Raw genomic sequence first — 23,669 nt, forward strand, 5'->3', positions numbered from 1 at the left:
AAGTTATATATATTTTTTATTTTTCTATAGTATAATATTTTCCTGAAAGCTGCTTTATAATTCCTTTTATCTCTAATTGCATCAGCATAGAAGTTACAGTCTGCACTTTCATTTTGCTTTCCTCTATAACTTCATCAATATGTATTTTATCATTTTGTTTTATTATATTATAAAGCAATGCCTCATCTTCCTGTAAAGTACTTATAATAGATTCATCATTTTGTTTTGATATTTTATTTTTTTTCTTTTCCTTTTTATCTTTTACTTCTTCTTTTTTTATTTCTTTCTTTTCTTTACTATTATTGCTTTCACTTTTTATAGAATCATTTTTTAAAGATTTAGATTTTATATCTCCGCCCTCAAAATATTTTAATTTCATCTTCACATAATCATCATCATTTGAGAATATTGAATCAAAATCTTCAAGTATATCCATATAATTATATGCTATTTTAGCACCGTCTTTATATAGTTTATGATTTCCAAAATAACAGCTTTTCTTTTCATCATAAGGTGCAATATAAACATCTCTTCCTTGATTAAGAGCATAATCAACAGTAATTAAAGCACCGGATTTGCTTGCAGCTTCAACCATAACAACTGCATAAGAAAGTCCTGATATTATTCTGTTTCTTCTAGGGAAATTCATTCTGTCAGGTTTTCTTCCCACTTCAAATTCGCTTACTATCAATCCTTTTTCTGATAATTTGTTATATATCTGCAAATTTTCAGAAGGATAAACATTATCAATTCCATTTCCTAAAACAGCCACAGTATTAATATGAGATGATATTGCCCCAAGATGTGCTTCTCTATCAACTCCTTTAGCCATTCCTGATACAACAGATATATTCAAAGATGATAATTTACTAGCAAGCTCAAAAGAATATTTATGGCTTTCATTTGTAGGCTCTCTAGTACCTACTATTGCTATAGCATTTCTTCTTAGCTTTTTTAAATCTCCCTTATAATAAAGTATATAAGGCGGATTATCTATTTGTTTTAAATTAAATGGATAATCTTCATCAAATAAACTTAATATTCCTATACCATAGTTATTTGATTTTTCTACTATTGTATTTGCTTTATCTAATATTTCATTTTTATCAAAATTACCTATTTGAGATTTAAATTTTTTTTCTAATAATTCTTTTATATTTTCTTCTTTATCATCAAAAATATTTTCTACAGATTCATAATGATTTATAAGTTCGGATATTCTTTTATCTCCTACTTTATCAATTTGATTCAAGGCAATCAAATAAGTTTTAACATCATTATTTTTATTCAATTTCTCTGTCCTATAATTTGCTCAATATTTTTTAACACTGTTTCTTTTACATTATTTTCAACAGGCAGATTGAGTATTTTTCTATAAGCTGTTACAGCTTCATTATAATTTCCCCTGCTATATTGTATTCTTGCTAATAACATTAAATAATCTGCATTATCAGGACTCATTTCAACAGCTTTTTTTATATTTTCAAATGCTTCTTCATAATTTTCTTTTTGTATTCCCTGTAATGAAGCTAAAGCAGCATAATAATTTGCATTATTAGGATCTTTACTTATAGCAAAAGTTATATTACTTTCAGCTCTTTGTATGAAATTGCTTTTTTTCTCCTGAGTATCAGCACTTTCTGCTAAATTGGCATAAGATAAACCTAATCCATATCTTAAATATGGGCTATTAGGCAGTATTTTTAAAGCCTCATTAAAATATTTTGCTGAATATCCATACTGCTGTTTTACCAAACTTCTTTCTCCCAATGTTCTATATACAGATGCTAGTCTATCCTGAGCATATATTTTCTGATTTATAATGTCATTGTAAGTGGAAGTTATTTCAAGCAGAGCTTTATCATCATCTGCATTTTTTCCTTTTTCATATAAATTATAGGCTCTATTTAAATTAAACCTATTAAAAATTACCTGTTTATCACATGATATGATAGATAAAAAACAAATTATTAATGTAAAATATTTAAAAATTACTTCCATTATTTTCCTCACAATTATAATATATACAATATAATAGAAAAAAGTAAAGAAAATTATTAATATAATAGAAATAATTAATAAAAATATATCATTATAATATAAAAATATACTGTATTTTTTATGTAAAATTTGATATTCGTAATTTATTTTAAGAATATAATATCTGTTTTTATTTTATTTTTATCTATATCAGCATTATTTGTTTTCGTAACTTCTTCAAACATAAACTTATAAATATTTAATTGATCTTGATATTTATTTATATTATATTCGCTTTCTTCTGATACTTTATAGTCTAGTATATAATATTCATCATTTTTATTTTTAGTTATGATATCAATTTTTCCAGTTATTAATTTTTTTCCGTTATCATGTTGATATGTATGCTCTCTTGATACTATTTCCTCATTTCCATTGAGTATATTTTGTATATGATGATTTTCAAATAGCTTTTTGAATGCTGTGTTCAAACTTTCTGTTAATTGCTCTTTGCTATAATGATTATTGCTTTTTATTATATATGATTTTACTTTTTCAAGATATTCTTCTTTTTCTTTTTTATATTTATCAAAATTAAAATATTCAAGCATTTTGTGTATTATTATTCCTATATCTTTATATGATATAACCTCTATATCTTCATTATATTCATTATCTGTGTTATTTATATCATTTTCTAGTTTTGATATTTTTCTATTTAGAAGATCAGATATGTTAACATAATTTTTATTAAGTTTATTATTTTTATTTAAGGACGGATTAATATTTTTTATATATTCATTATTATTTTCTTTTTTGTTTTCTTTTGAAAGGCTATTAATTTTTTGTTTTATTAATTCTGCATCTGTAATATTTGTTTCTTCTTTTGGTATTATAGAAAGACCATATAAATATGAATCAATAAACTTATTTTCTATATCATCAATTTTTATTAAGCCTTCAGTATCTTCACTTATTGCATCAGATTTATAATTTTTTATTGTATCATTGAGATATTTATTTAAATATGATCTGTAGGTCTCTCCTTTAGAATGTTCTCCTGATAGTGTTAGATTATTAGAAGCTCTAGTCAAAGCAACATATAGTAATCTTCTTTTTTCTGATATCTCACTGATTTTATTTTTTTCTGTATTTGATGCTGAGAAATCTATACTATAGTGTTTATTTTTTACAGGAAGTTTTATAAAAGATGAATCTTCTATAAAATCAAAATCTGATAAATTAGGTTTTATATAACTTCCAATTCCAGCAACAAATACATTATTAAATTCAAGTCCTTTAGATTTATGTATAGTCATTATTTTTACAGATTCAACTGATAATTTTGGTATAGCAGAATAAGGTTCATTATCATTAGTATTTTTTAGATTGAGTACAAAATCATAAATATTATTTCCGGTTTGATTTTCAAAATCATTCGCTATAGTTTTTAATTTTTCTATATTAGCATAAGAAATTTCAGCATCATTCATAGTCATTAAATAATTATAGAAATTAGTATCAATGCATATAGTTTCTATTATTTCAGCGGCATTCATCATAGGTATTTGACTTTCTATATTGTTTAATAATTCTTTAGCTGTTTTTAATTGATTATAATAGCTTTTTGATTTGGCTATATTTTCTATTTCTTTATATTTATTTTCATCATAAACCATTTTTGGGAAATAATCTTTTATATCCAAATTTTTAACATACAAGCTGAATAAAAAATCTGATAGATTGCCTATATCAATATCAAATAATTCGCTTCTAAGTATCTCAGGAAGTTTGGCATGGTCTCTTAATATTAAGTATTCTAAGAATGTTTTTATTAATACTATTTCTTCTCTTGAATAGAATTTATTTCCGCCGTCTATATAGTATGGTATTTTATAATCTGATAATGCTTTTAAATATTTATCTAATCTTTTAAATGTTTGAAGAAGTATAACAGTGTTTTTATAATCATTGCTGTAATTATTTTTTATATATTCAGCTATAGCATAGGCCTCTAATTCTGTTTTATCATCTGCATATAAATGAATATTCTCATCTTCTATATTATTATTGAATATTAGTAAAGATACAGCTTTATTCTCAGTTTTTTTATTATAATCCAAATCATCTTCATCTTTATAATTAATGTCATCATTTATAAATACTGTGCTTTTGAATAAATCATTAAAGAAATCTATAAGCATAGAATTGCTTCTGTAATTATCTTTTAAATATCTTACATAATTACTGAAATTTTCTTGTACATTAGTGAATGCATTTACATCAGCATTTCTGAATCTATATATTGATTGCTTTCTGTCTCCTACTATCATCAATTTTTTATCTGTTTTTGATTTGCTTGTTATTTCTCTTTGTCCGAATACTATTAAATTTATGAAATCAAATTGTAAAATGCTTGTGTCCTGTGCCTCATCTAGTATTAATGATGATATATTATCTCTTATTTCTTTTGATATGGCATCGTTTTCTAATGCTTCTATAGCTTTGTACATCATATCTTCATGAGAGTATATGCCTATATTAGATTTTACTTTTTCTATATGATTGTATGTTTCTTTTATAAAATCTATTACTGCTTTATAATTTTCTTCGTTATATAATATATCTATATAATTAAGCATAGAGTTAGTGCATTGTTTTAAATCTTCTAATACAGCTCTGAATTCATCATGTTTTGTATTTCCTAATTTGGCATCTGATACATTGCTTAATGCAATTCTAATATATTCATAATCTTCTGATTTTAATTCCTTTGATTTTTCTTTATTTTTTATCAAATCAATTTTTTGAAGAAGAAGAGATATTCTATTTTTACATTCTGTTATAAATTTTCCGCTTTTTAAATTATCATTTATAAGTTCTATACTATAATTATATATATTATTATATAGCTTATCATATTCTTTATCATCTATTTTTATTATTTCTAATGCTCTTTCTTCAAATCTATTTATATTTTCAAGTCTTGGCTTTATTTTTAGTAAGAAATGAAGTATTCTTTGTGCAAATTTATTTTTACTGTCTTCTGTGGATATTCTATATAGAGAGCGTATGGTTTCAGCATGTTTTGACTGTCTTAAAATATTTAAAATCTCGCTTTTTAATGTTTCCTGAATATCAATGCTATCTTCCAATATTGCCATATTAGGAGGTATGGAAAGATACATTGCATTTTCCATAGCTATAGAATTGGCAAATGCATTTATTGTTGAAATTTTAGCACTTGTTAATATATCTTTATAAATATTCTGCCAGTATTTTTTTTCTTTTAAAGATTTTTCATCATTTGCGTTTTTTATAGAATCTATTTTATTTCTTACTTTCGATCTTATTCTGAAAAGCATTTCATTAGCTGCTGCTTTTGTGAAAGTGATAACTACTATATTTGAAACTTTTTCCTTATTTTCTAATAATTTTATATATATCTCTGTTATTGTGCTTGTTTTTCCTGTTCCTGCCGATGCATTAACAAAGCATAAGCCATTATCTTCAAAACATTTTATTATATCTTTTTGCTTATCATTTAAATTGAATACCATTTTTATATGATAACATAAATATTTAATAATTCAAATTAAAATGCTTGAAAAATATATTATATATATTATTATAAAAACCTAATTAATTTTATTAATTTGGACTATTTTATTTTGGAGATTTTATGAATAAAAACAATATAGGCTATATTTTCTTTATAGCCTTTATATTCCTGTCTATATTTATAATGTATAAATTATTGAGGCCTTTCGGCATGATAATATTTTTTGCCGTTGTTTTTTATGTCATATTAAATCCACTTTTTATAAAGGCTATGGGTAATAGCTATAAAAAAACAGATAAACTTTCTATAATCAAAAAAAATACTTTAGCATTGCTTTTTTCTCTTATATCTTTAATTATATTTTTGGTTCCTACAAGTATATTAGCCTATACTATAATAGTTCAGCTTATAGATATTTCTAATATTGGTATTAAATATTTTATGAATTTAGATGTTAATGAAGTTATGAATAATTCTAACATAAATAATTTTCTTAAATCATTGCCTATAGATGTTTCTATGGAAAGTATATTAAAAAGGATACAAGATTCTTCTCTTTCAAATTTAACATTTATAAGTTCGTATCTTACTCAAAATGTAGCTAGTTTATTAAAAAGTACAGGCGGATTTGTAAGTTCATTTATATTTATGATGTTCTCATTATTTTTCTTTTTTGTAGACGGAGAATATTTAATAGGTCAGGTAAGAACATTAGTTCCTATAGATGCAAAATATCTTGACAGACTTATAAAACAGGTTTCTGAAGGTATAAAAGGAATAGTATTTGGAAATTTGTTTACAGGAATGTTTCAGGGTTTTTGTGCTTTTATAGTATATACTATATTTGGAGTTTCCAATTCATTTACATTTGCATTTCTTACTATAATAGCGTCTTTTATGCCTATAATAGGAACTACTATAATATGGATACCTTTAGGAATATTGTTTCTAATAAATGGTGAAATTATTAAAGCCATTATATTTATAGTATGTTCATGGTTCTTTATTACAATACCTGATAATTTTGTACGTCCTTTGCTTCTTGGAAACAGAATAGAGCTTCACCCATTATTTATTTTCTTTGCTATACTTGGAGGTGTATTATTCTTTGGACTTTCAGGAATCATATTGGGACCTTTGAGTTTTATACTATTCTTTGAGATTATGAAAATATACAATGAAGAAAGATTATTAGAGGCAAAAAAGGAAAGAATGTTAAAAAAACGAAGATTATCATAATGTAAGTAAAATTATTAAGAGTTTATCTATGACAAAAATATTGATTATAGGAATGAATTATATAGGGGATACTATATTTATAACTCCTCTAATAAGAGCTGTAAAAAAACATTATAATGACTGTACTATTGATGTTGTAAATGGTGCTAGAGGAATAGATATTTTAAAAGAGAATCCATATATAAATAATATTATAGTTAGAGATGATAAAGTATCAGAATATATAAAAAATCAGAATTATGATGTAGGTATTACAGCTACAACAGCATTTTACGGTGCTTCACTTTTATATAAAGCAAAAATACCAATAAGAGCAGGAGTAAACAGTGAATGCCGAGGATTCCTTCTTAATAAAAAAACTTCTTGGAAAAAGCATAAAAGACATATAGTAGATACTATACTTTCTATATTGAAGCCTATGAATATAAAAGAAGACGGTATAAATACAGAAATATTTTTATCTGAAGAAGAAAATGAATTTGGTATTGATAAAATGAAAAATTATAAAAATGCTTTGCTTGTTCATGGCGGTGCTACTAGAATAAGTAAAAGGTATGGCATAGACAATTTTTCAAAACTTATAGATATGTTTTATAAAGAAAAACAAGTACCTATAATAGTTATAGGATCTAAAGATGATTTAGATTTTTCTGATGAAATGAAAAAAAGATTAGGAAATATAATAGCTGATGATTTTACTAATAAATTAAGTATCAGAGAACTTATATCTGTAATTAAACATTCTTATGCATTGATTGGAGGCGATAGTGCCCCTCTTCATATAGCTAATGCCAGCAATATATATTCTATAGGCATATTCGGAGATACTTTGCCTTTGATTTACGGAGCCAGAGGAGATAAAGCTATAAATATAGAGGCTAGAAAAAAATATTGCACAGTATTAAAAAGTTTTCATTGTGAGTATATGAAAAGAGGATGCAAAACTATTGACTGCTTAAAAAAACTTGAGCCCGAAGAAATTCTTCCATCGCTTTTGTCTGTTTATAAAGGTATTTAAGATACATTTTATATAAAATTTATTTATTAATTATATAAATAAGAAATCTGTAATTGTAAGGATATACATGTTTAATAAAATAGATTTAAATAATTATAATAGAAAAGAGCATTATGAAATGTATATGAATAATATTCCATGTACATATAGCATAACAGTGCCTTTAAATATTACAAAATTTAAAAAAACTGTTAAAGATAAAAATATTAAATTTTATGCATCTGTTATTTACTTAATATCAAAAGTTGTAAATAAATACAAAGAATTTAAAATGGCATTGAATGATAATAAAGAACTTGGTTATTATGATATTATAAGTCCAAGTTATACTATATTTCATAATGATACAAAAACTTTTTCATCCATTCATACTGAATATAATGAAAAATTTGATTTGTTTTATAAAAATTATATTTCAGATATGGAAACTTATGGAGAAAATAAAACTTTTTTAGCTAAGCCATGCAATATAAAAAATATATTTAATATTTCATCTCTTCCATTATCAACTTTTACTAGTTTTAATCTTAATTTACCCAATAGTTTTGAATATTTAGCTCCGATATTTACTATAGGAAAATATTATACAGATGATAAAAACAATATAATGATGCCTTTATGTTTACAAATACATCATAGTGTATGTGATGGATATCATGTGGGTATTTTCTTTGAAGATTTACAGCATGAATTTGATGAATTCTATTTATTATATTGAATTCTTCCTTGAAAAAATATAACTTTATTATAAAATATATGTTAATAACATTATATTTAATTAAAAATTTGTTTTTTATTTATAATAAGAGTTTTATATAATATTAATTGAGGTTTATGATAGTATGAAATTTACATTGAATAAGTTATATTTATATTTATTTATATTTTTATCTTTATTTTTTATATCCTGTGCTACAACTTCTAAAAACACATCAAGCGGCGGCGTATATGTAGGAGAGGAAACTGGAGAGATTGGAATAGTTAATAATTGGAAGAATCCTGATTTCAAGGGTGGAAAAACCACAAAAATAGTTGCCGAAGGTTATGCATCTGCTGACGGAAGAGGAGAAGCTGATGCTATAGAAAGATCCATTGAAAGTGCTAAAAGAAATGCAGTAGAGCAGGCAGTTGGTTCTATAGTTAATGGAAGTACTTTGGTAGAAAATAACAGACTTATAAGCTCTAAAATATATGATAATACAACAGGATATATATCTGCATATAAAGTTATAAATATATCTAAATCCGGTTCTGTTTGGTATTCTAAAATAGAGGCTACAGTTGGTGTGGACATGCTTCAAGATAATCTTCAGGCTATGGGCATACTTATGGACAGAAAAAATCTTCCTCTTATAGTTGTGCTTGTTACAGATGAAACAGGAAATTTAAGCGAATCTTTTAATGTAGAATTAGAAAAAAATATGAGTGAGAAAGGATTTAAATTTGTTAGTCCTTCATCATTAGAAAATGTAATGAGAAAAGAAAATATAACTTACGAAGATACAAGAGGTTCACGTTCATCTTCTTCGATAAAAAAGATAGCCGATGCTACAGGAGCACAAATAGCTATAATAGGTAAAGCAGATGCAGCTTTCTTTACAACTATACAAGGTACTGCTATGAAAAGTTATAGAAGCGATGTTGCAATAACAGCTATTAATATATCAGATTATTCTACTATAGCCCGTGCTACACATCAGGCAGGCGGTGTTGGAGGAAGTGATAAGGATGCACATTCCATAGCTTTGGTTAAATCAGCAGATTATGTATCAGATGATTTTGTTAATCAGATAGTTAATAAATGGCAAAGCGAAGTTCAAAACGGTACAGAGTATACTATATATGTAAGCGGGCTTGATTTTAATGAATCTATAGGTTTTGAAGAAGCTATGAAAAAGAATATAGGCGGATTAAAAAATATTTATAATAGAGGAGTATCTGGAGAGTCTTCAAGATATGTAGTTACTTATGTAGGAAGCAGCAGAGATTTGGCTGTTGATATTAATTCTAAAGCTAAAAATATGGGCTATCAAATAATAATAAATAGCTTTGATGATAAAACTATCACTTTGAAGGCAAGTAAGAGGTAATTTTTCTGCTATGGATATTAAAGAAAGATTAGTTGTTCATACTTGCTGTGCTGTTTGTATGTCTTATCCTCGTACTATTTTAGAGGATTATGATACTGTGTTTTATTTTTATAATCCTAATATATATCCTATCGAAGAATATAAAAGAAGAAGGGATGAGTTTATAAATTATACAAATACTTTGGGTATAAAAACTTATATATCTGAAGAAGATGATGATGTTGCAAAATGGTACAATGATATAAAAGGTTTTGAAAATGAACCTGAAAAAGGGGCAAGATGCAGCATTTGTTTTAAGCATAGAATGAAAAAGGCTTTTGAATATGCTAAAAGTATAAATGCTAAATATGTTGCTACTGTAATGACTGTAAGCCCGCATAAAAACAGTAAAGTTATTGAGATGATAGGTAAAAGTTTAGCAGAGAATTATGAAGGAATAGAGTATTTGCATTTTGACTTTAAGAAAAAAGACGGATTTAAAAAGACTAATATAATAGCTAATGAAGCTGGACTTTATAGACAAAATTATTGCGGATGTGAATTTAGTATAAGATAATTTAATATATATTATTCGTTTTTTTCTTCGTTTTTTATTATATTGTTTAAATGATCTATCATATTTCCTATAAAATCCAATTTATTTTCTTCAAATTTTTTAAGTTTTTCTGATATTGCAAATATTTTTTCTTCTGAAGATTTTAAATTGTATGGTTTCATGTTTAATAATATATCCGGAGATGTTTCTAATGCTTTACAGATTTTATTTAGATTTTTTATTGATATATTTCTATTTCCAACTTCTACACCCTGAAGATATTTTCCGGAAAGAGAAGATTTTTCAGCTAATTCATCTATAGTCATTTTTTTGTTTTTTCTTAATTCTCTTATATTTTGACCTAAATTTTTTAATACTACTTCTGTATCCATCATAAAAAACTCCATTCATACTTATGTCTATTTATTTATGATATACAAAAATTTTAATTAAAAAAACAATTTATAATTTGATTATTAGTGAAAAAAGTATATTTTTGGTGTTTTATAGTGGGTATGTTTTGTTTATTATAAATAAAAAAGCTGCCAATAATAAATATCAGCAGCCTTATGAAAATTACTTTAATTTAATTAAGCATAAGTGCTTAATCTTTCACCTACACCAGGTCTCATAGGTGCAGAAACAGCTTGAGGCTGCATGCTAGTCATGATTTTATCAACAGCCTGAGCTTGCATGTCTGAAGTTTTTCTTATCATGCTTAAAGAAATATCTTGTTTAAGCATTCCAGTAGAATAAGAACTATAAGCTGAAAGATCCATAGTATATACCTCCATTTAAAATTATAAATTTAAAACTAATTTACTATATAATTGTAAATCAATGCTATATTAAATCAAGAAAAATATTTAAAAATGTTTAAAAATAAACTTTATAGAATGTGTTATGATAACAATATGGTTTACATAATGTATTTTTTTGTTAAAAAAGATGACCAATTATGTTTTCATTATTTTTATTTTTTATCAACTTACAGAGCAGTACTTTCACATAATTGGTCAAAACTAATAATTAAGCATATACATCCAAAGTCTTTCCAATATTGTTGTTTATAGGAGCAGATGATCCCTGAGGAGTTACCATGCTTGCAACTTTATCAGCAGACTGAGCAGAGCCGTAAGCAGAAGAGTTGTAAACATTTAATCCTGCAGAAGTCATATGTCTAGTCAATGGAAACATATCGGATGAATAAATAGAGTTAAGTGAAACACCCATTTAAAACCTCCAAAGACTTATTATACATATAATATCGGAATATTTATTATTAAAATGAACATAAATATAAAAAATGAAAGAAATGTATAAAATTTTGTATGTTTTCATAATTTAAAGTTTAAGTGAAAATACAAAGCATTATTATTACAGCAATATTATTTAATATAGTAAAATAATATTTTTTGTTATATTTTTGTTTAAAAATATTGACTTATTTTTTAATAATACATATACTAGGTATATTATTAAAATAAAATATTATCTGGGAGTTTTGTACTATGAAAAAAATATTAATAGTAGGCGGTGTTGCAGGCGGAGCTTCTGCAGCTGCAAGACTTAGAAGATTAAATGAAGAAGATAAAATAATAATGTTTGAAAAAGGTCCTCATGTATCTTTCTCTAATTGTTCTCTTCCTTATCATGTAGGAGGACTTATACCTAATGAAGAAACTTTACTTTTAATGAATCCTGAAAAGTTTTTAAAACAGTTTAATGTAGATGCAAGAGTTAATAGCGAAGTTGTTGCAATAGATAGAGAAAATAAAGAGGTTGTAGTTGTATCTGAAGGCAGAGAGTATAGAGAAAGCTATGATAAACTTATACTTTCAATGGGTGCTAAACCTATAGTACCACCTATTAAAGGAATTGAAAAAGTTAATGTATTTACTGTAAGAAATGTTGTTGATATAAGCAAAATACATAATTTCCTTAATGGAAAACCAAATGCTAAAGTGTCTGTTATAGGCGGCGGATTTATAGGTATTGAGATGGCTGAGAATTTGAAAAAAGTAGGATATGATGTAACTATAATAGAAGCATTGCCTCAAATAATGAAGCCTTTTGACTATGATATGGTTCAAATTCTTCATAGAGAAATTATGGACAATGGAGTTAATTTAATAGTTAATGATAAAGTTGACAGCTTCGATACAAATACAGTTATTTTAGCTTCAGGTAAAAAAATAGAGGCTGATGCTGTTATTCTTGCTATAGGTGTAGCTCCTGAAACTGATATTGCTGTTAAAGCTGGTATAGAATTAGGAAAAACTAAAGCTATAAAAGTAGATTCTACTTACAGAACTAATGATAAAGATATTTATGCAGTGGGAGATGCTATAGAGGTATATAGTCCTTTATTCAATGATTATTACAGACTTCCTTTAGCTGGACCTGCTCAAAAACAGGCTAGGGCAGTTGCTGATCATATCAATGGAAGAACAGTTGATAATAGAGGATTTATAAGTTCATCAGTTATTAAAGTATTCGGATATAATGGAGCTTCTACAGGACTTTCTGAAGGATTCATTAAAGCTATGAATTTGAATATAGATTATGATACTGTAGAGATTATTCCTTTTGACGGCGTATCAATTATGCCTAATGCTAGATTAATGCATTTCAAACTTATATATGAAGTACCTACAGGTAAAATATTAGGGGCTCAGGCTATAGGTAAAGGAAATGTTGATAAGAGAATAGATGTTATAGCTACTATCATAAAATTCGGCGGCACTATAGATGATCTTAAAGATTTAGAATTATGCTATGCTCCTTCATTCGGTACTGCTAAAGATGTAGTTAATTTTGCGGGTTATGTTGCTTCCAATTTAAGAAATGGAGATTATAAGCAAGTTCATTATAGTCAAGTCAGAGAATTGGTAGAAAAAGATGCTTATTTCCTAGATGTAAGAATGCCTGAAGATTTTGCAGTAGGACATTTAGAAAAAGCTGTTAATATACCTCTTGGAGCTTTAAGAAGCAGATATAATGAAATACCTAAAGACAGAACAGTATATATAACTTGTAAAACAGGCTTAACAAGCTATACAGCATGCAAAATACTTCAAAATATCGGATTCAATAATGTTGTTAATGTTTCAGGCGGATTTATCGGATTATCACAATATGAATATTTTAATGATAAAAGCACTGGAAGAAAACCTATATTAACAGGATATTTCGGATAATTTTATATTTGTATACCTTTATAATAAAAGAGCCGTTTTTTATGAAATGGCTCTTTTTATTGTTAATAATATATATAATTCAAATTTTTTCTTAAAAAAAGATTTTATAATTTTATTTTTTTTATATTTATTATATAATATAAGAAAAGATATATACTTTTAACAAGGATGAAATATGTTAATAGAAAATGATTTAAAAATATTATCTCCTTCAGAGGCTGATGAAATTATCAATAATACAGATAATATAGTAATATTGGATGTCAGAACGGAGATGGAACATAATTATGAGGGTATGATTGAAGATTCTATTTCTATGGATTTCCTTAAGCCAAGAGTGTTTAAAAGAGAAATATCTAAATTAGACAAAGAAGCTCCATATTTACTATATTGTTCCATTGGTAAGTTAAGTATAAAAGCAGCGGAATATATGAAAGAAGAGGGATTTAAGAATCTCTATATATTAGAAGGCGGATTGAAGGCTTGGAATAAACATTTTGGAGATAATAACAAAGTTTCTAAATTTGACAGAGAAGAGGCTGTTGAGAGAAGAAAAAGACTTATTATAAGATTAAACAGAATCGAAGGTCAGATTAAAGGAATGAAAAAAATGCTTGCCAAAGGAGAATATTGCGGTGATATACTTAATCAGTCTTTAGCTGTTAAAGCTGCTATGGGAAGTGTTAATCAGGAAATTATGGAAGTATTTTTGAATACATGTATGATTTCACCTAAAGAAAAAGAAGATTTCTTCAGATATATGAGAAAACTTATCAAGTAATTATTTTTTAAGCAAGGGATAATCCCTTGCTTTTATTTTCTTTAAATTTTATTTATTTACCCCAAGCATCTGGATTTTTATTCCATTCCAAAGCCTTAGATAATTCTTCTTCTGTTATGTATTTTTCATCTTTAGCTATTTCCATAAGAGATGAGAAATTAGAAAGAGATGAGAATTTAATTCCTGCTTCTTCAAAGTTTTTATATGCTTTTTCAAATTCATAAGTAAATATTGATATAATTTCAAGTCCTATAGCCCCTTCAGCTTTAGCTGCTTCAAATGCCTTTATAGAACTTCCGCCTGTAGAAATTAAATCTTCTATTAATATTAATTTTTTACCGTTACATTCAGCACCTTCAATTTGTTTTCCGCGTCCATGTTCTTTTTTCTCTGCTCTTATATAGCATAAAGGTTTATTAAGTTCATAAGCTATGAAAGAAGCCCAAGGTATTCCAGCTGTGGCAGTACCAGCTATAACATCAAAGTCTTTATCTCTCAAAATGCTCACAAAGGCATCAACTATAACCTTTCTAGCCTCAGGGAATCCTATTACATATCTATTATCGCAGTATATAGGGCTTTTTATTCCTGATACAAATGTGAAAGGCTCTTTAACATTAAGTTTAACTGCTTTAGTTTCTAATAAAGCACCTGCTATTAATTTTGATTTTGCTTTTTTATTGTTCTCCATACCTTCAGCAATTTCTTCAACAATCATTTTGCAGGCTTTTACTCTGTCTTCATTTCTTGTAATAGGTCTTCCAACAACAAGATAATCACATCCATTTTCAATAGCTTCTTTAGGAGTCATAACTCTTTCCTGATCATCAGTGCTTGCCCATTTAGGTCTTACACCCGGACAAATTGTTCTGAAATTCTCTCCGCATTCTCTTTTTATTACTGCTGCTTCTTTAGGAGAGCATACAACACCGTCAAGTCCGGATTCTTTTCCTAATTTAGCCCAATTAACTGCCAAATCTGTAAGAGGTAAATTAGAGCTGAACATATTTTTTACATCATTTTCTGAGAGGCTTGTTAATATTGTTACGCCTATTATTAAATTATCTTTATTGAGTTTTTTTATCTCTTGTACAGTTTTTTCCATCATCTTTTTACCGCCGCTTGTATGTACATTGAACATAAATACATTCTGTTTAGCAGCGAATAATGAAGCCATAGCTGTAGTATTAGGTATATCATGGAATTTTAAGTCTAAAAATACTTTTTTATTTTTACTAGCCAAATATTCTATTATTTCGCCTTTAGTGTATAAAAAGAGCTCTAGTCCTACTTTATAAAATACAGCCTCATCTCCAAGCTCATCTATAAGTTTGGTAGCCTCTCCCATAGAATTAAAATCTAATGCTATAATTAATCTTTCTTTTGGGTTTTCAGTTAATTTTGTCATAATTTATCCTTTTATATTTTTTATAATCAAATTATTTATTATATTTTAAAACTTAAATATTTTGATAAAGTTATAAATGTGCTGCACCTATTATATCTTTTATATTGCTTATTTTATTTTCTTTAAGATAATTATCTATTCCATTGATAACTTCTATAGGAAGTACAGGATTAGAGAATATTCCCGCTCCTATAGAAACCAAAGAAGCTCCTGCAAGTATAAACTCTAAAGCATCATTATAATTAGTGATACCGCCCATACCAACAATAGGCACTTTTACAGCTTTATATACTTGATAAACCATTCTTACAGCTATAGGACGTATACATGCACCGGATAATCCTCCGAATATATTTCCAAGTAATGGTTTTCTAGTTTTAGTATCTATTTTCATAGATAAGAATGTATTTACAAGTGATACACTGTCGGCACCTGCATCTTCAACTGCTTTTGCTATGCTTGCTATATCAGTAACATTCGGAGATAATTTCACTATTAAAGGCTTTTTGCTAAGAACTTTTTTTACAGCCTTTGTAGTAGACTCGGCACTTTCACAGCTTGCACCAAATGCCATTCCTCCATTTTTCACATTAGGACATGATATATTAAGCTCTATAAAATCAACTCTTTCTATTTCATTTGCTATTTCAGCTACTTTTACATATTCATCTATAGTGGCACCATTTATATTTAATATTATAGGCGTAGAATATTTTATATTTTTTATTATATTATCTTTAAAATATTCTATTCCTGGATTTTCAAGTCCTATGCAGTTTATCATACCTGAAGGAGTTTCTGCTATACGAGTACCTTTATTGCCGTCTTTTTTATTTAATGTTATGCCTTTTAAGTTCACTGCTCCAAGTTCATTAACATCAAAATAATTGCTGTATTCTTCACCGAATCCGAAACAGCCTGAAGATGTTATAACATTATTTTTTAATTCTTTTCCTAAAAAATTTATATTTAATCTGCTCATAAATTTATCCATATATTTTATAATTTAAAAGTTTAATAATTCGCCGTTGAATACAGGGCCGTCATGACAGACTTTTTTAAGTGTATATCCAGACTTTTCATCTTTTATTTCTATATTGCATCCTAAACATGCATTAACTCCGCAAGCCATTCTCTCTTCAAGTGAAGCATAGCAAAGTATATTATTTTCTTTAGCAACTTTTATTAAAGCTTTCATCATAACTGTAGGGCCGCAAGTGTATATAATATCAAAAGTTTTTTCTTTTAATAATTCTTTAGTTTTATCAACTGTATTGCATTTATCACCAACAGAACCGTCATCAGTTGTAATATGTAAATCAATATTATTGGTATTGAATCTGTCCATTATTTTTATGGCACTTGAATCAGCACCGCCCATTATTAATGTTATAGAGTTGTTGGAATTGTTTAATTTTTCTATTAAAAGTTTAATAGGAGCTATTCCCATTCCGCCTGCTACTATTAATATTTTTTTATTATTAATATTTGTATCAAATCCATTGCCTAATGGTCCTTGAATACTAATAGTATTATTTTCTTTTAATTTTGATAAATACTCTGTGCCTTCGCCTTTTACCTGATAATAAAATTCAAGTATATCATTATCAATATAATGCAGACTTATAGGGCGTCTTAAAAAAGTATTGCTTTTAAGCATGAAAAATTGTCCTGCTTTTGAATGTTTATAGCTTTCTTTTGATTGTATTCTAAGCAGATACTTATCATTTGATATTTGTATATTATTTATTATAATACCGTCTTCTAAAAACATTTTATGAACCTTTATTTTTATAAATATTTTTTATATAAAAAAAGAATACCTCTTCTTTTTATAGAAGATTGTATTCTTTGAAAATTTCTTTTTAAATATTATTATGATGTAAAAAATAAATAATATGTTTCATGAAAACTGAATATATCATATATCTATAAAAATTCAAGTATGGCATTTAAATAATTTTTGTTTTAATATTACACATTATTAATAAAATTGTTATTTTAAAAATTAAACGAATAAAACAAAGGTGTAAAATGAAAAACTATAGTTTAATTTTTTTATTGCTGATTCTAATGTCTTGTAATAACAATACTACTAATCCCGGCAATAATTCCAACAATAACTCTAATAATAATTCCAATAATAACACATCAATAAGTGCAGATGCCAAGGAAGTATTTAATTTAGTTAATCAAGAAAGAGTAAAATCAGGGCTTAAGGAATATAAATTAGATGACAAATTATGTGAAGCTGCAAACCAAAGAGCTAAAGAAATAGTAGAGAAATATGATCATGTAAGACCTGACGGAAGTGATTTTGATACTGTGCTTGATGAATACGGATTTAATTCAAAGGCTTATGTTAGAGGCGAGAATATAGTTGCTATGAGAGAAAGTGCTTCTTCAGCTATGAATGCTTGGATGAACTCTCAAGGACATAAAGATAATATTTTAGCTGATTATTATACTACTATTGGTGTTGGAGTTTATGAATATAATGGAAGTAAATATTGGGTTCAGCTTTTTTTGAGTGATTCTTTTATTTAAGTAAAAGAAAAAATAATTTGATATTAAAACTATAACAATTTGTTAGTTTAAATTTACTGTAATACAATTTTAGTATGATTGAATACTAATGCTTATTTAAAATTGACAAACTTAAAAATTTTCAGTATATAACTAAACAACTATATTTTGTCAGAAATTATTTTATTATTTGTTGGGACTAGCCCCCACACCCCCAGTTCTTTTGTTGGTATAAGGCGAAGCCCGCAGAGCGTGTGCGGCAAAAAAGTTGATAATTCTACATAAAGTGTATTGATTGACAAACTTAAAAATTTTTAGTATATACTTAAACAATTATATTTTGTCAATTTTTGCTTTTTTATGAATATAAATAATATTTTTATAATATAAAATATTATTTTGTATTGCTTAAATGTTTTACCTGTTAAAATAAATTATTAATTTTGTACAATAATAGGTAATCAACCGCACGTATAGTTAGCATTTGATAAGATGAAACTGTACCGTGCGGGAAGGTGCCGCAGCTCGCGGTTGACAAAGTATATTTGTCTCAGTATATACAAAAAAAATACTATTTTCTAGTAAAGTTAGAAAATAGTATTTTTTAATTATTTAATTAAAAATATATTATTAAATTATATTGCCGTCTATTGAAATTACATACTCTTTAATTATTATATTTTTCTTAGCAATCTCAAGAGCCTTCTGCACTATCATCTCAACTCCTCCGCAGCAAGGAACTTCCATTCTTACTATAGATATTGACTTAATATTTTTGTTTGTAAATATGTTAACTAGTTTTTCTATATAACTGTCTATATCGGTATCTAATTTTGGGCAGAACATCAAAAGAGTTTTATTTTTCAAAAATCTTGAATGAAAATTCGGATAAGAAAAAGGCACACAGTCAGCAGCTATAAGTAAATCTGCATTATCTAAATAATTAGCATTAGGATTCATTAATTTTAATTGTATAGGCCAATTTCTTAATTCTGAAGTCATTTGTACATTGTTATTATTATTTTCACCTCTGAATTGATTTCTCATATCTTTCTGCATGCTTCCCGGACAGCCGCAATGTTTATTGTCTTCCATATTAGGAACCTCCATATTATGATCTTTTAAATATTTTACAGCTTCATTAAAGAGCTTATCTTCTCCATGATCTCTTAAATGTTCAAGATGAGCCTTTATAACATTAACTCCGCCTTTTACAATGTTTTCCATTACTTTGCTTTCATTATATTCTTCAGCTTCTCTTTCTTCTATCTTCATGGCGTTTTCAGGACAAGCCTTTATACAAGCACCGAGTCCATCACAAAATAAATCGCTTATAAGTCTTGCCTTTCCGTCTATTATCTGTAAAGCTCCTTCCGGACAATCAGGTATGCATATTCCGCAGCCTGTGCATTTATCTTCATCAATTTTTATTATTCTTCTTTTCATTTATAATATCCTTTATTATATTTTATTATTTTTTGTTATCTTCTAATATCTTATGAAAATAATAATAGAATATTTATATATAAAATTCTATTGCTAAAGCAACATGTTAATTAAAATGATAATATACTTTTTAATATATTCTAAATTTAATGGTTATTATTATGAAAGATTAGCATATTGATATTATACCAAATATAGGTATAATATTAATAATATTTTATTTTTAATGGAAATGATATGTTTTTTGGAGATTTTAAATTTATAGTTTTGTATATATTTATTCCTGTACTTATAATTTTATTTATTATGTCAAGGAGAAAAGTACATAAAGTTTTATCAATATTTACTAAAAACTTGAATTTTCAAAATGATAAAAATTATAAAAGAATATCAAATTTAAGAATATTCTCTATTATATTTATGATACTTGCAGCTGCATGCTTGATATTTGCTTTGATGCAGCCTAAATGGGGAATAATAGAGCAGAAAATAAAAACAGATAATTATATGGTAACTATAGCATTAGATTTATCAAGATCAATGGATGCTGATGATGTATGGCCTTCAAGACTCGAAAGAGCTAAATTGGAAATAGAAAAATTTGTAAAAAAAACCGATAATTTATCTGTAGCATTAGTAGGTTTTGCAGGAACTAGTTTTATAGCTTCTCCTTTTACTCAGGATATGGAAACATTTACTTATATACTTGATAATTTAACAACTAAATCTGTTACGTTACAAGGTACTAGAATAGCTGATGCTTTAGTTACAGCTAAGAATACTTTTAACGTTGATGCTGTTAGTAAAAAATCTATTATATTAATAACTGACGGTGAAGATCATGGCGGTTATTTTGATGATATATTAAAGCAATTAAATGAAATGAATGTCAGTGTATATACTGTAGGTGTTGGAACTGAAGTTGGGGCTAGCATAAGCACTGATTTAGGAGTGAGAGAAAAATCTGTTATTTCAAAAAGAGATGATAATACATTGAAGTTAATAGCAGATTCTACTCATGGAAAAAGTTATATTGCAGAAAATGTTTCTCTTGAAAGCATATTTGATGATATGAAGCAGAGTATGGATAGTGTTTCAGCTGTGAGAAATAATAGAAGCTATAAAGAAAGATTTCAAATATTTTTGGCTATTTCTGCAGGTTTGATATTTTTAGCAAGCATATTTAATATATTAACTCAAATAAGGGTGAGAGAAACTATTAAAGAGAAGATAATAAAAGAAAAAATAATGAATAGAAAATCCGAAGTGAGGAATTATTAAGAGGTATTATGAAAATGAAAAAAATCAGTTTATTGATTATAATATTTTTATTCAGTTTTATTACAAATATATATGCTTTTTCATTCAATGAGTTCACAGCAAAACTTGATGTTGACAGAGCAAACAGACTTATGAAGAAAGGCGATTATGATGGAGCTGTAACTTTATATGAAAAGGCTTTAAGTAAAGTACCTAATTCACCTGAAATATTTTATAATATGGGTACTACTATGTCGTCTATAGGCGATATGAACAGTGCTCTTCAATTATTTGATATGGCTAAAAAAAGCTTTACAGATAATACAAGTAAAGAAATGAAAAGCTCAGTACATTATAATGCAGGACTCACTAGAATTGAGATGGAAGATTATCAAGGTGCTATAGATGAATTGGTTGAATCTCTTGTTAATACTCCAGATGACAGCAATTCAAAAATGGCATTAGAATATGCACAGAAAAAATTAGAAGAACAAAAACAGAATAATAATGCAGGTCCTAGTATGCAGCAGAATCAAGATCAAAATCAGCAAGGACAAAGCGATAATAATAACAGCGGTTCTGGAAATAATGATCAAAATAATCAAGATAATCAGAATAATGATAATCAGGATAATCAAAATAATCAGAACGATCAAAATCAAGATAATCAAAATAATCAGAACAATCAAAACGATCAGAATAATAATAATCAAGATAATCAAAATAATGATGGAAATAATGATAATCAGAATAACAATGGCGGAGATAATAATCAGGATGATCAAAATAATAATGGCGGAAATAATAATCAAAATGACAATCAGGACAGTAAATCAGATATAGACAGATTATTAGAGTCTTTAAGACAGTATAGAAAAGATAAAGATAATGGAGATCAATATTACGGCGGAGGCAGAATTGATAAGGATTGGTAATACAGCTTTAAAATATATATTGGCAGTATTTTTTATTGCTTGTTCATCTTTATTTTCTCAAACCAGCATCAATACAAAAATATCAGATACTAAAGTTGGTGTAGGCGAGGTGTTCACTGTTTCTGTAACTATAGATAATAGTTCAGGAAGAGTTTTAATAGATGATATTCCGGGTCTTACATTAAGAGGCACATCTCAGTCTATTAATATGATGTATTCTTCAGGAACTTTCAAATCTATAAAAACATATAATTTTACTTATGTAGCAAATAGTGAAGGTAAATATAAATTTGATCATATAACTGTTAAAATTAATAATAGAACATATATATCCAATCCTGTAGAGATAGAAGTTGTAAGTGCTCCTACTAGAAATGATGATTCTTATACACCAAGCGGAAACAGATTCAATGATTTTATGAATTATGCTGATGATATATATGTGGACAATAGCATTAATAAAAAAGAAGTATATATGTATGAGCCTATATATATAACACAAAAGGCTTATACTCATATTCCTGTTACAGTTCTTGGATTTTCTAAAATACCAGACAGAACGGATTTTATTTCATATTCTGATTCTTCAAAGTATAATACTTTTACTGAAATAATAGACGGAAAAAGAGTAAGCAGCATACCATTAAAAAGAGAAGTTCTTTATCCTGTGAAAACAGGTACTAAGGATATATTAACTACTCCTTTTGTATTTGAAAAAGACGGTATGTTTTATGATAGGGTACAATATGGAGAGGAAACTTTTTCTATAAAAGTGCTTCCGCTTCCTGATAGAAAAGGTTTTGAAAATTTTTCAGGTGCAGTTGGTAATTTTATTTTTACTACAAAAGTAAATAAAACTAATGTTGCTGTTGGAGAGGAGCTTTTAATTACAATGGAAGTTGCAGGCGAGGGTAATACTTCTATAATAACAATGCCTAATATTAATGATAATATTACAAACTATTTCTCGGTTTATCAGCCTAAAATATATGAAACTAATTGGTTTGATGATAATAAAATGCTTGGAAGAAAAGTTAAAGAATATATTTTAGTAGCTAAAAATGAGGGAGCTTCTTCTATTGATAGTATTAATTTCTGTTATTTCTCTCCTAATGATAAGGCTTATACTAATATACATTCTAATCCTATAAGCTTAACAATATCAGGAAATAAAATTAATAATAATTCATTTGTTAATAATGATGGTGAAGAAATAAATACTATATCTATAAGAAATACTAATCTTAGAGAAGATAAGAATTTCAAAGTGTTAAGCATTAATATAATTTATATTTATATATTAATATTGATAATTGCTTCTTTGTTTATTTATAATGCTAAAAGATTTAGTAATATAAAATTTTCATTTGCTAAAAAAGATAATAAAGATAATAGTATAGATGATATTTTAAATTATTATAATTCTAATAATAGAAAAGAGTATTGTAAATCTGTAGAAAATCTTTTACTTACTGCTATAAAAAATAAATTTAATATACAAGATGATAATGTTTTGTATGATAAATTAAAAGATTATATTGATTATGAAAAATCTAATGAAATAAAAAATATAATTGATAAATGTAATTTTGAATTGTATTCAGGGAAATCATCAGGAAATGAAGATTATCATACAAAATCTATGGAATTAGTAAAATATATAAAAGAATTAAAAATTAAAAAGTAATT

General features: G+C 26.5%; 21 protein-coding genes. 11 read left to right on the forward strand and 10 right to left on the reverse strand.

The window, feature by feature from the left end:
• Positions 1-16: 16 nt before the first annotated feature.
• From dprA to BRSU_RS03185, 3 genes are all read right to left on the reverse strand, one after another.
• A complete protein-coding gene (gene dprA / locus BRSU_RS03175; protein ID WP_048593754.1) occupies positions 17-1,291 on the reverse strand; it encodes a DNA-processing protein DprA in 1,275 nt (424 codons plus the stop codon).
• Positions 1,288-2,001: a tetratricopeptide repeat protein gene (locus BRSU_RS03180; RefSeq protein WP_048593755.1), complete on the reverse strand. Its 714-nt coding sequence runs from the start codon at positions 1,999-2,001 to the stop codon at positions 1,288-1,290. Before BRSU_RS03180 ends, dprA begins: the two co-directional genes overlap by 4 nt.
• A 143-nt stretch (positions 2,002-2,144) precedes the next feature.
• Positions 2,145-5,540: a UvrD-helicase domain-containing protein gene (locus tag BRSU_RS03185; RefSeq protein ID WP_048593756.1), complete on the reverse strand. Its 3,396-nt coding sequence runs from the start codon at positions 5,538-5,540 to the stop codon at positions 2,145-2,147.
• Positions 5,541-5,662: 122 nt separating this feature from the next.
• Between BRSU_RS03185 and BRSU_RS03190 the strand changes: the two genes are divergently transcribed.
• The 5 genes from BRSU_RS03190 (at position 5,663) to BRSU_RS03210 (ending at position 10,445) form a co-directional block, all read left to right on the forward strand.
• A complete protein-coding gene (locus BRSU_RS03190) occupies positions 5,663-6,781 on the forward strand; it encodes an AI-2E family transporter (RefSeq protein WP_048593757.1) in 1,119 nt (372 codons plus the stop codon).
• A gap of 28 nt (positions 6,782-6,809) precedes the next feature.
• Positions 6,810-7,799, forward strand: coding sequence for a glycosyltransferase family 9 protein (locus tag BRSU_RS03195; RefSeq protein ID WP_048593758.1), 990 nt, complete (start codon positions 6,810-6,812; stop codon positions 7,797-7,799).
• A gap of 67 nt (positions 7,800-7,866) precedes the next feature.
• The gene (gene catA / locus BRSU_RS03200; protein ID WP_048593759.1) at positions 7,867-8,517 is read left to right on the forward strand and encodes a type A chloramphenicol O-acetyltransferase; all 651 of its coding nucleotides are present in this window, start codon (positions 7,867-7,869) and stop codon (positions 8,515-8,517) included.
• A gap of 124 nt (positions 8,518-8,641) precedes the next feature.
• Complete coding sequence (locus BRSU_RS03205) at positions 8,642-9,889, forward strand: DUF6175 family protein (protein WP_048593760.1); 1,248 nt, start codon at positions 8,642-8,644, stop codon at positions 9,887-9,889.
• A gap of 10 nt (positions 9,890-9,899) precedes the next feature.
• On the forward strand, positions 9,900-10,445 hold the full coding sequence (locus BRSU_RS03210) for an epoxyqueuosine reductase QueH (RefSeq protein ID WP_048593761.1): 546 nt from the start codon (positions 9,900-9,902) through the stop codon (positions 10,443-10,445).
• Between the two features lie 11 nt (positions 10,446-10,456).
• On the opposite strand, the gene BRSU_RS03215 is transcribed toward BRSU_RS03210, so the two are convergent.
• The 3 genes from BRSU_RS03215 to BRSU_RS03225 form a co-directional block, all read right to left on the reverse strand.
• A complete protein-coding gene (locus BRSU_RS03215; protein WP_209435133.1) occupies positions 10,457-10,819 on the reverse strand; it encodes a helix-turn-helix domain-containing protein in 363 nt (120 codons plus the stop codon).
• Positions 10,820-11,014: 195 nt separating this feature from the next.
• Positions 11,015-11,203 carry a putative motility protein gene (locus BRSU_RS03220; RefSeq protein WP_041177240.1) on the reverse strand — a complete coding sequence of 63 codons (189 nt, stop codon included), beginning with the start codon at positions 11,201-11,203 and terminating at the stop codon, positions 11,015-11,017.
• 250 nt (positions 11,204-11,453) lie between these two features.
• A complete protein-coding gene (locus BRSU_RS03225) occupies positions 11,454-11,657 on the reverse strand; it encodes a hypothetical protein (protein ID WP_041177241.1) in 204 nt (67 codons plus the stop codon).
• Between the two features lie 278 nt (positions 11,658-11,935).
• On the opposite strand from BRSU_RS03225, the gene BRSU_RS03230 reads away from it, so the two are divergent.
• Both BRSU_RS03230 and BRSU_RS03235 read left to right on the forward strand, forming a co-directional pair.
• Complete coding sequence (locus BRSU_RS03230) at positions 11,936-13,624, forward strand: FAD-dependent oxidoreductase (RefSeq protein ID WP_048593762.1); 1,689 nt, start codon at positions 11,936-11,938, stop codon at positions 13,622-13,624.
• A 175-nt stretch (positions 13,625-13,799) separates the two neighbouring features.
• Positions 13,800-14,405 carry a metal-sensing transcriptional repressor gene (locus BRSU_RS03235; RefSeq protein ID WP_048593763.1) on the forward strand — a complete coding sequence of 202 codons (606 nt, stop codon included), beginning with the start codon at positions 13,800-13,802 and terminating at the stop codon, positions 14,403-14,405.
• Positions 14,406-14,457: 52 nt separating this feature from the next.
• Here the strand turns inward: BRSU_RS03235 and pyrF are convergent, their stop codons facing one another.
• From pyrF to BRSU_RS03250, 3 genes are all read right to left on the reverse strand, one after another.
• Entirely contained in the window at positions 14,458-15,813 is a 1,356-nt protein-coding gene (pyrF, locus tag BRSU_RS03240; RefSeq protein WP_048593764.1) for an orotidine-5'-phosphate decarboxylase, read from the reverse strand.
• A 70-nt stretch (positions 15,814-15,883) separates the two neighbouring features.
• Complete coding sequence (locus tag BRSU_RS03245; RefSeq protein WP_048593765.1) at positions 15,884-16,795, reverse strand: dihydroorotate dehydrogenase; 912 nt, start codon at positions 16,793-16,795, stop codon at positions 15,884-15,886.
• Positions 16,796-16,819: 24 nt separating this feature from the next.
• The gene (locus BRSU_RS03250) at positions 16,820-17,587 is read right to left on the reverse strand and encodes a dihydroorotate dehydrogenase electron transfer subunit (protein ID WP_048593766.1); all 768 of its coding nucleotides are present in this window, start codon (positions 17,585-17,587) and stop codon (positions 16,820-16,822) included.
• Positions 17,588-17,886: 299 nt separating this feature from the next.
• Between BRSU_RS03250 and BRSU_RS03255 the strand changes: the two genes are divergently transcribed.
• The gene (locus BRSU_RS03255; RefSeq protein ID WP_245158042.1) at positions 17,887-18,360 is read left to right on the forward strand and encodes a CAP domain-containing protein; all 474 of its coding nucleotides are present in this window, start codon (positions 17,887-17,889) and stop codon (positions 18,358-18,360) included.
• A gap of 609 nt (positions 18,361-18,969) precedes the next feature.
• On the opposite strand, the gene BRSU_RS03260 is transcribed toward BRSU_RS03255, so the two are convergent.
• Positions 18,970-19,785, reverse strand: a complete 816-nt coding sequence (locus BRSU_RS03260) for an ATP-binding protein (RefSeq protein WP_048593768.1) — start codon at positions 19,783-19,785, stop codon at positions 18,970-18,972.
• Positions 19,786-20,022: 237 nt separating this feature from the next.
• Here BRSU_RS03260 and BRSU_RS03265 point away from each other — a divergent pair, with 237 nt between their 5' ends.
• Genes BRSU_RS03265 through BRSU_RS03275 form a run of 3 tightly spaced genes read left to right on the forward strand, consistent with a single transcriptional unit; the run spans position 20,023 to position 23,667 of the window.
• Positions 20,023-21,066, forward strand: coding sequence for a vWA domain-containing protein (locus BRSU_RS03265; protein ID WP_048593769.1), 1,044 nt, complete (start codon positions 20,023-20,025; stop codon positions 21,064-21,066).
• A gap of 8 nt (positions 21,067-21,074) precedes the next feature.
• Positions 21,075-21,980, forward strand: a complete 906-nt coding sequence (locus BRSU_RS03270; RefSeq protein ID WP_048593770.1) for a tetratricopeptide repeat protein — start codon at positions 21,075-21,077, stop codon at positions 21,978-21,980.
• Positions 21,934-23,667 carry a BatD family protein gene (locus tag BRSU_RS03275; RefSeq protein ID WP_048593771.1) on the forward strand — a complete coding sequence of 578 codons (1,734 nt, stop codon included), beginning with the start codon at positions 21,934-21,936 and terminating at the stop codon, positions 23,665-23,667. Before BRSU_RS03270 ends, BRSU_RS03275 begins: the two co-directional genes overlap by 47 nt.
• Positions 23,668-23,669: the final 2 nt, after the last annotated feature.

Origin of the sequence: Brachyspira suanatina (assembly GCF_001049755.1) — a bacterium.
Classification (GTDB): Bacteria; Spirochaetota; Brachyspiria; order Brachyspirales; family Brachyspiraceae; genus Brachyspira; species Brachyspira suanatina.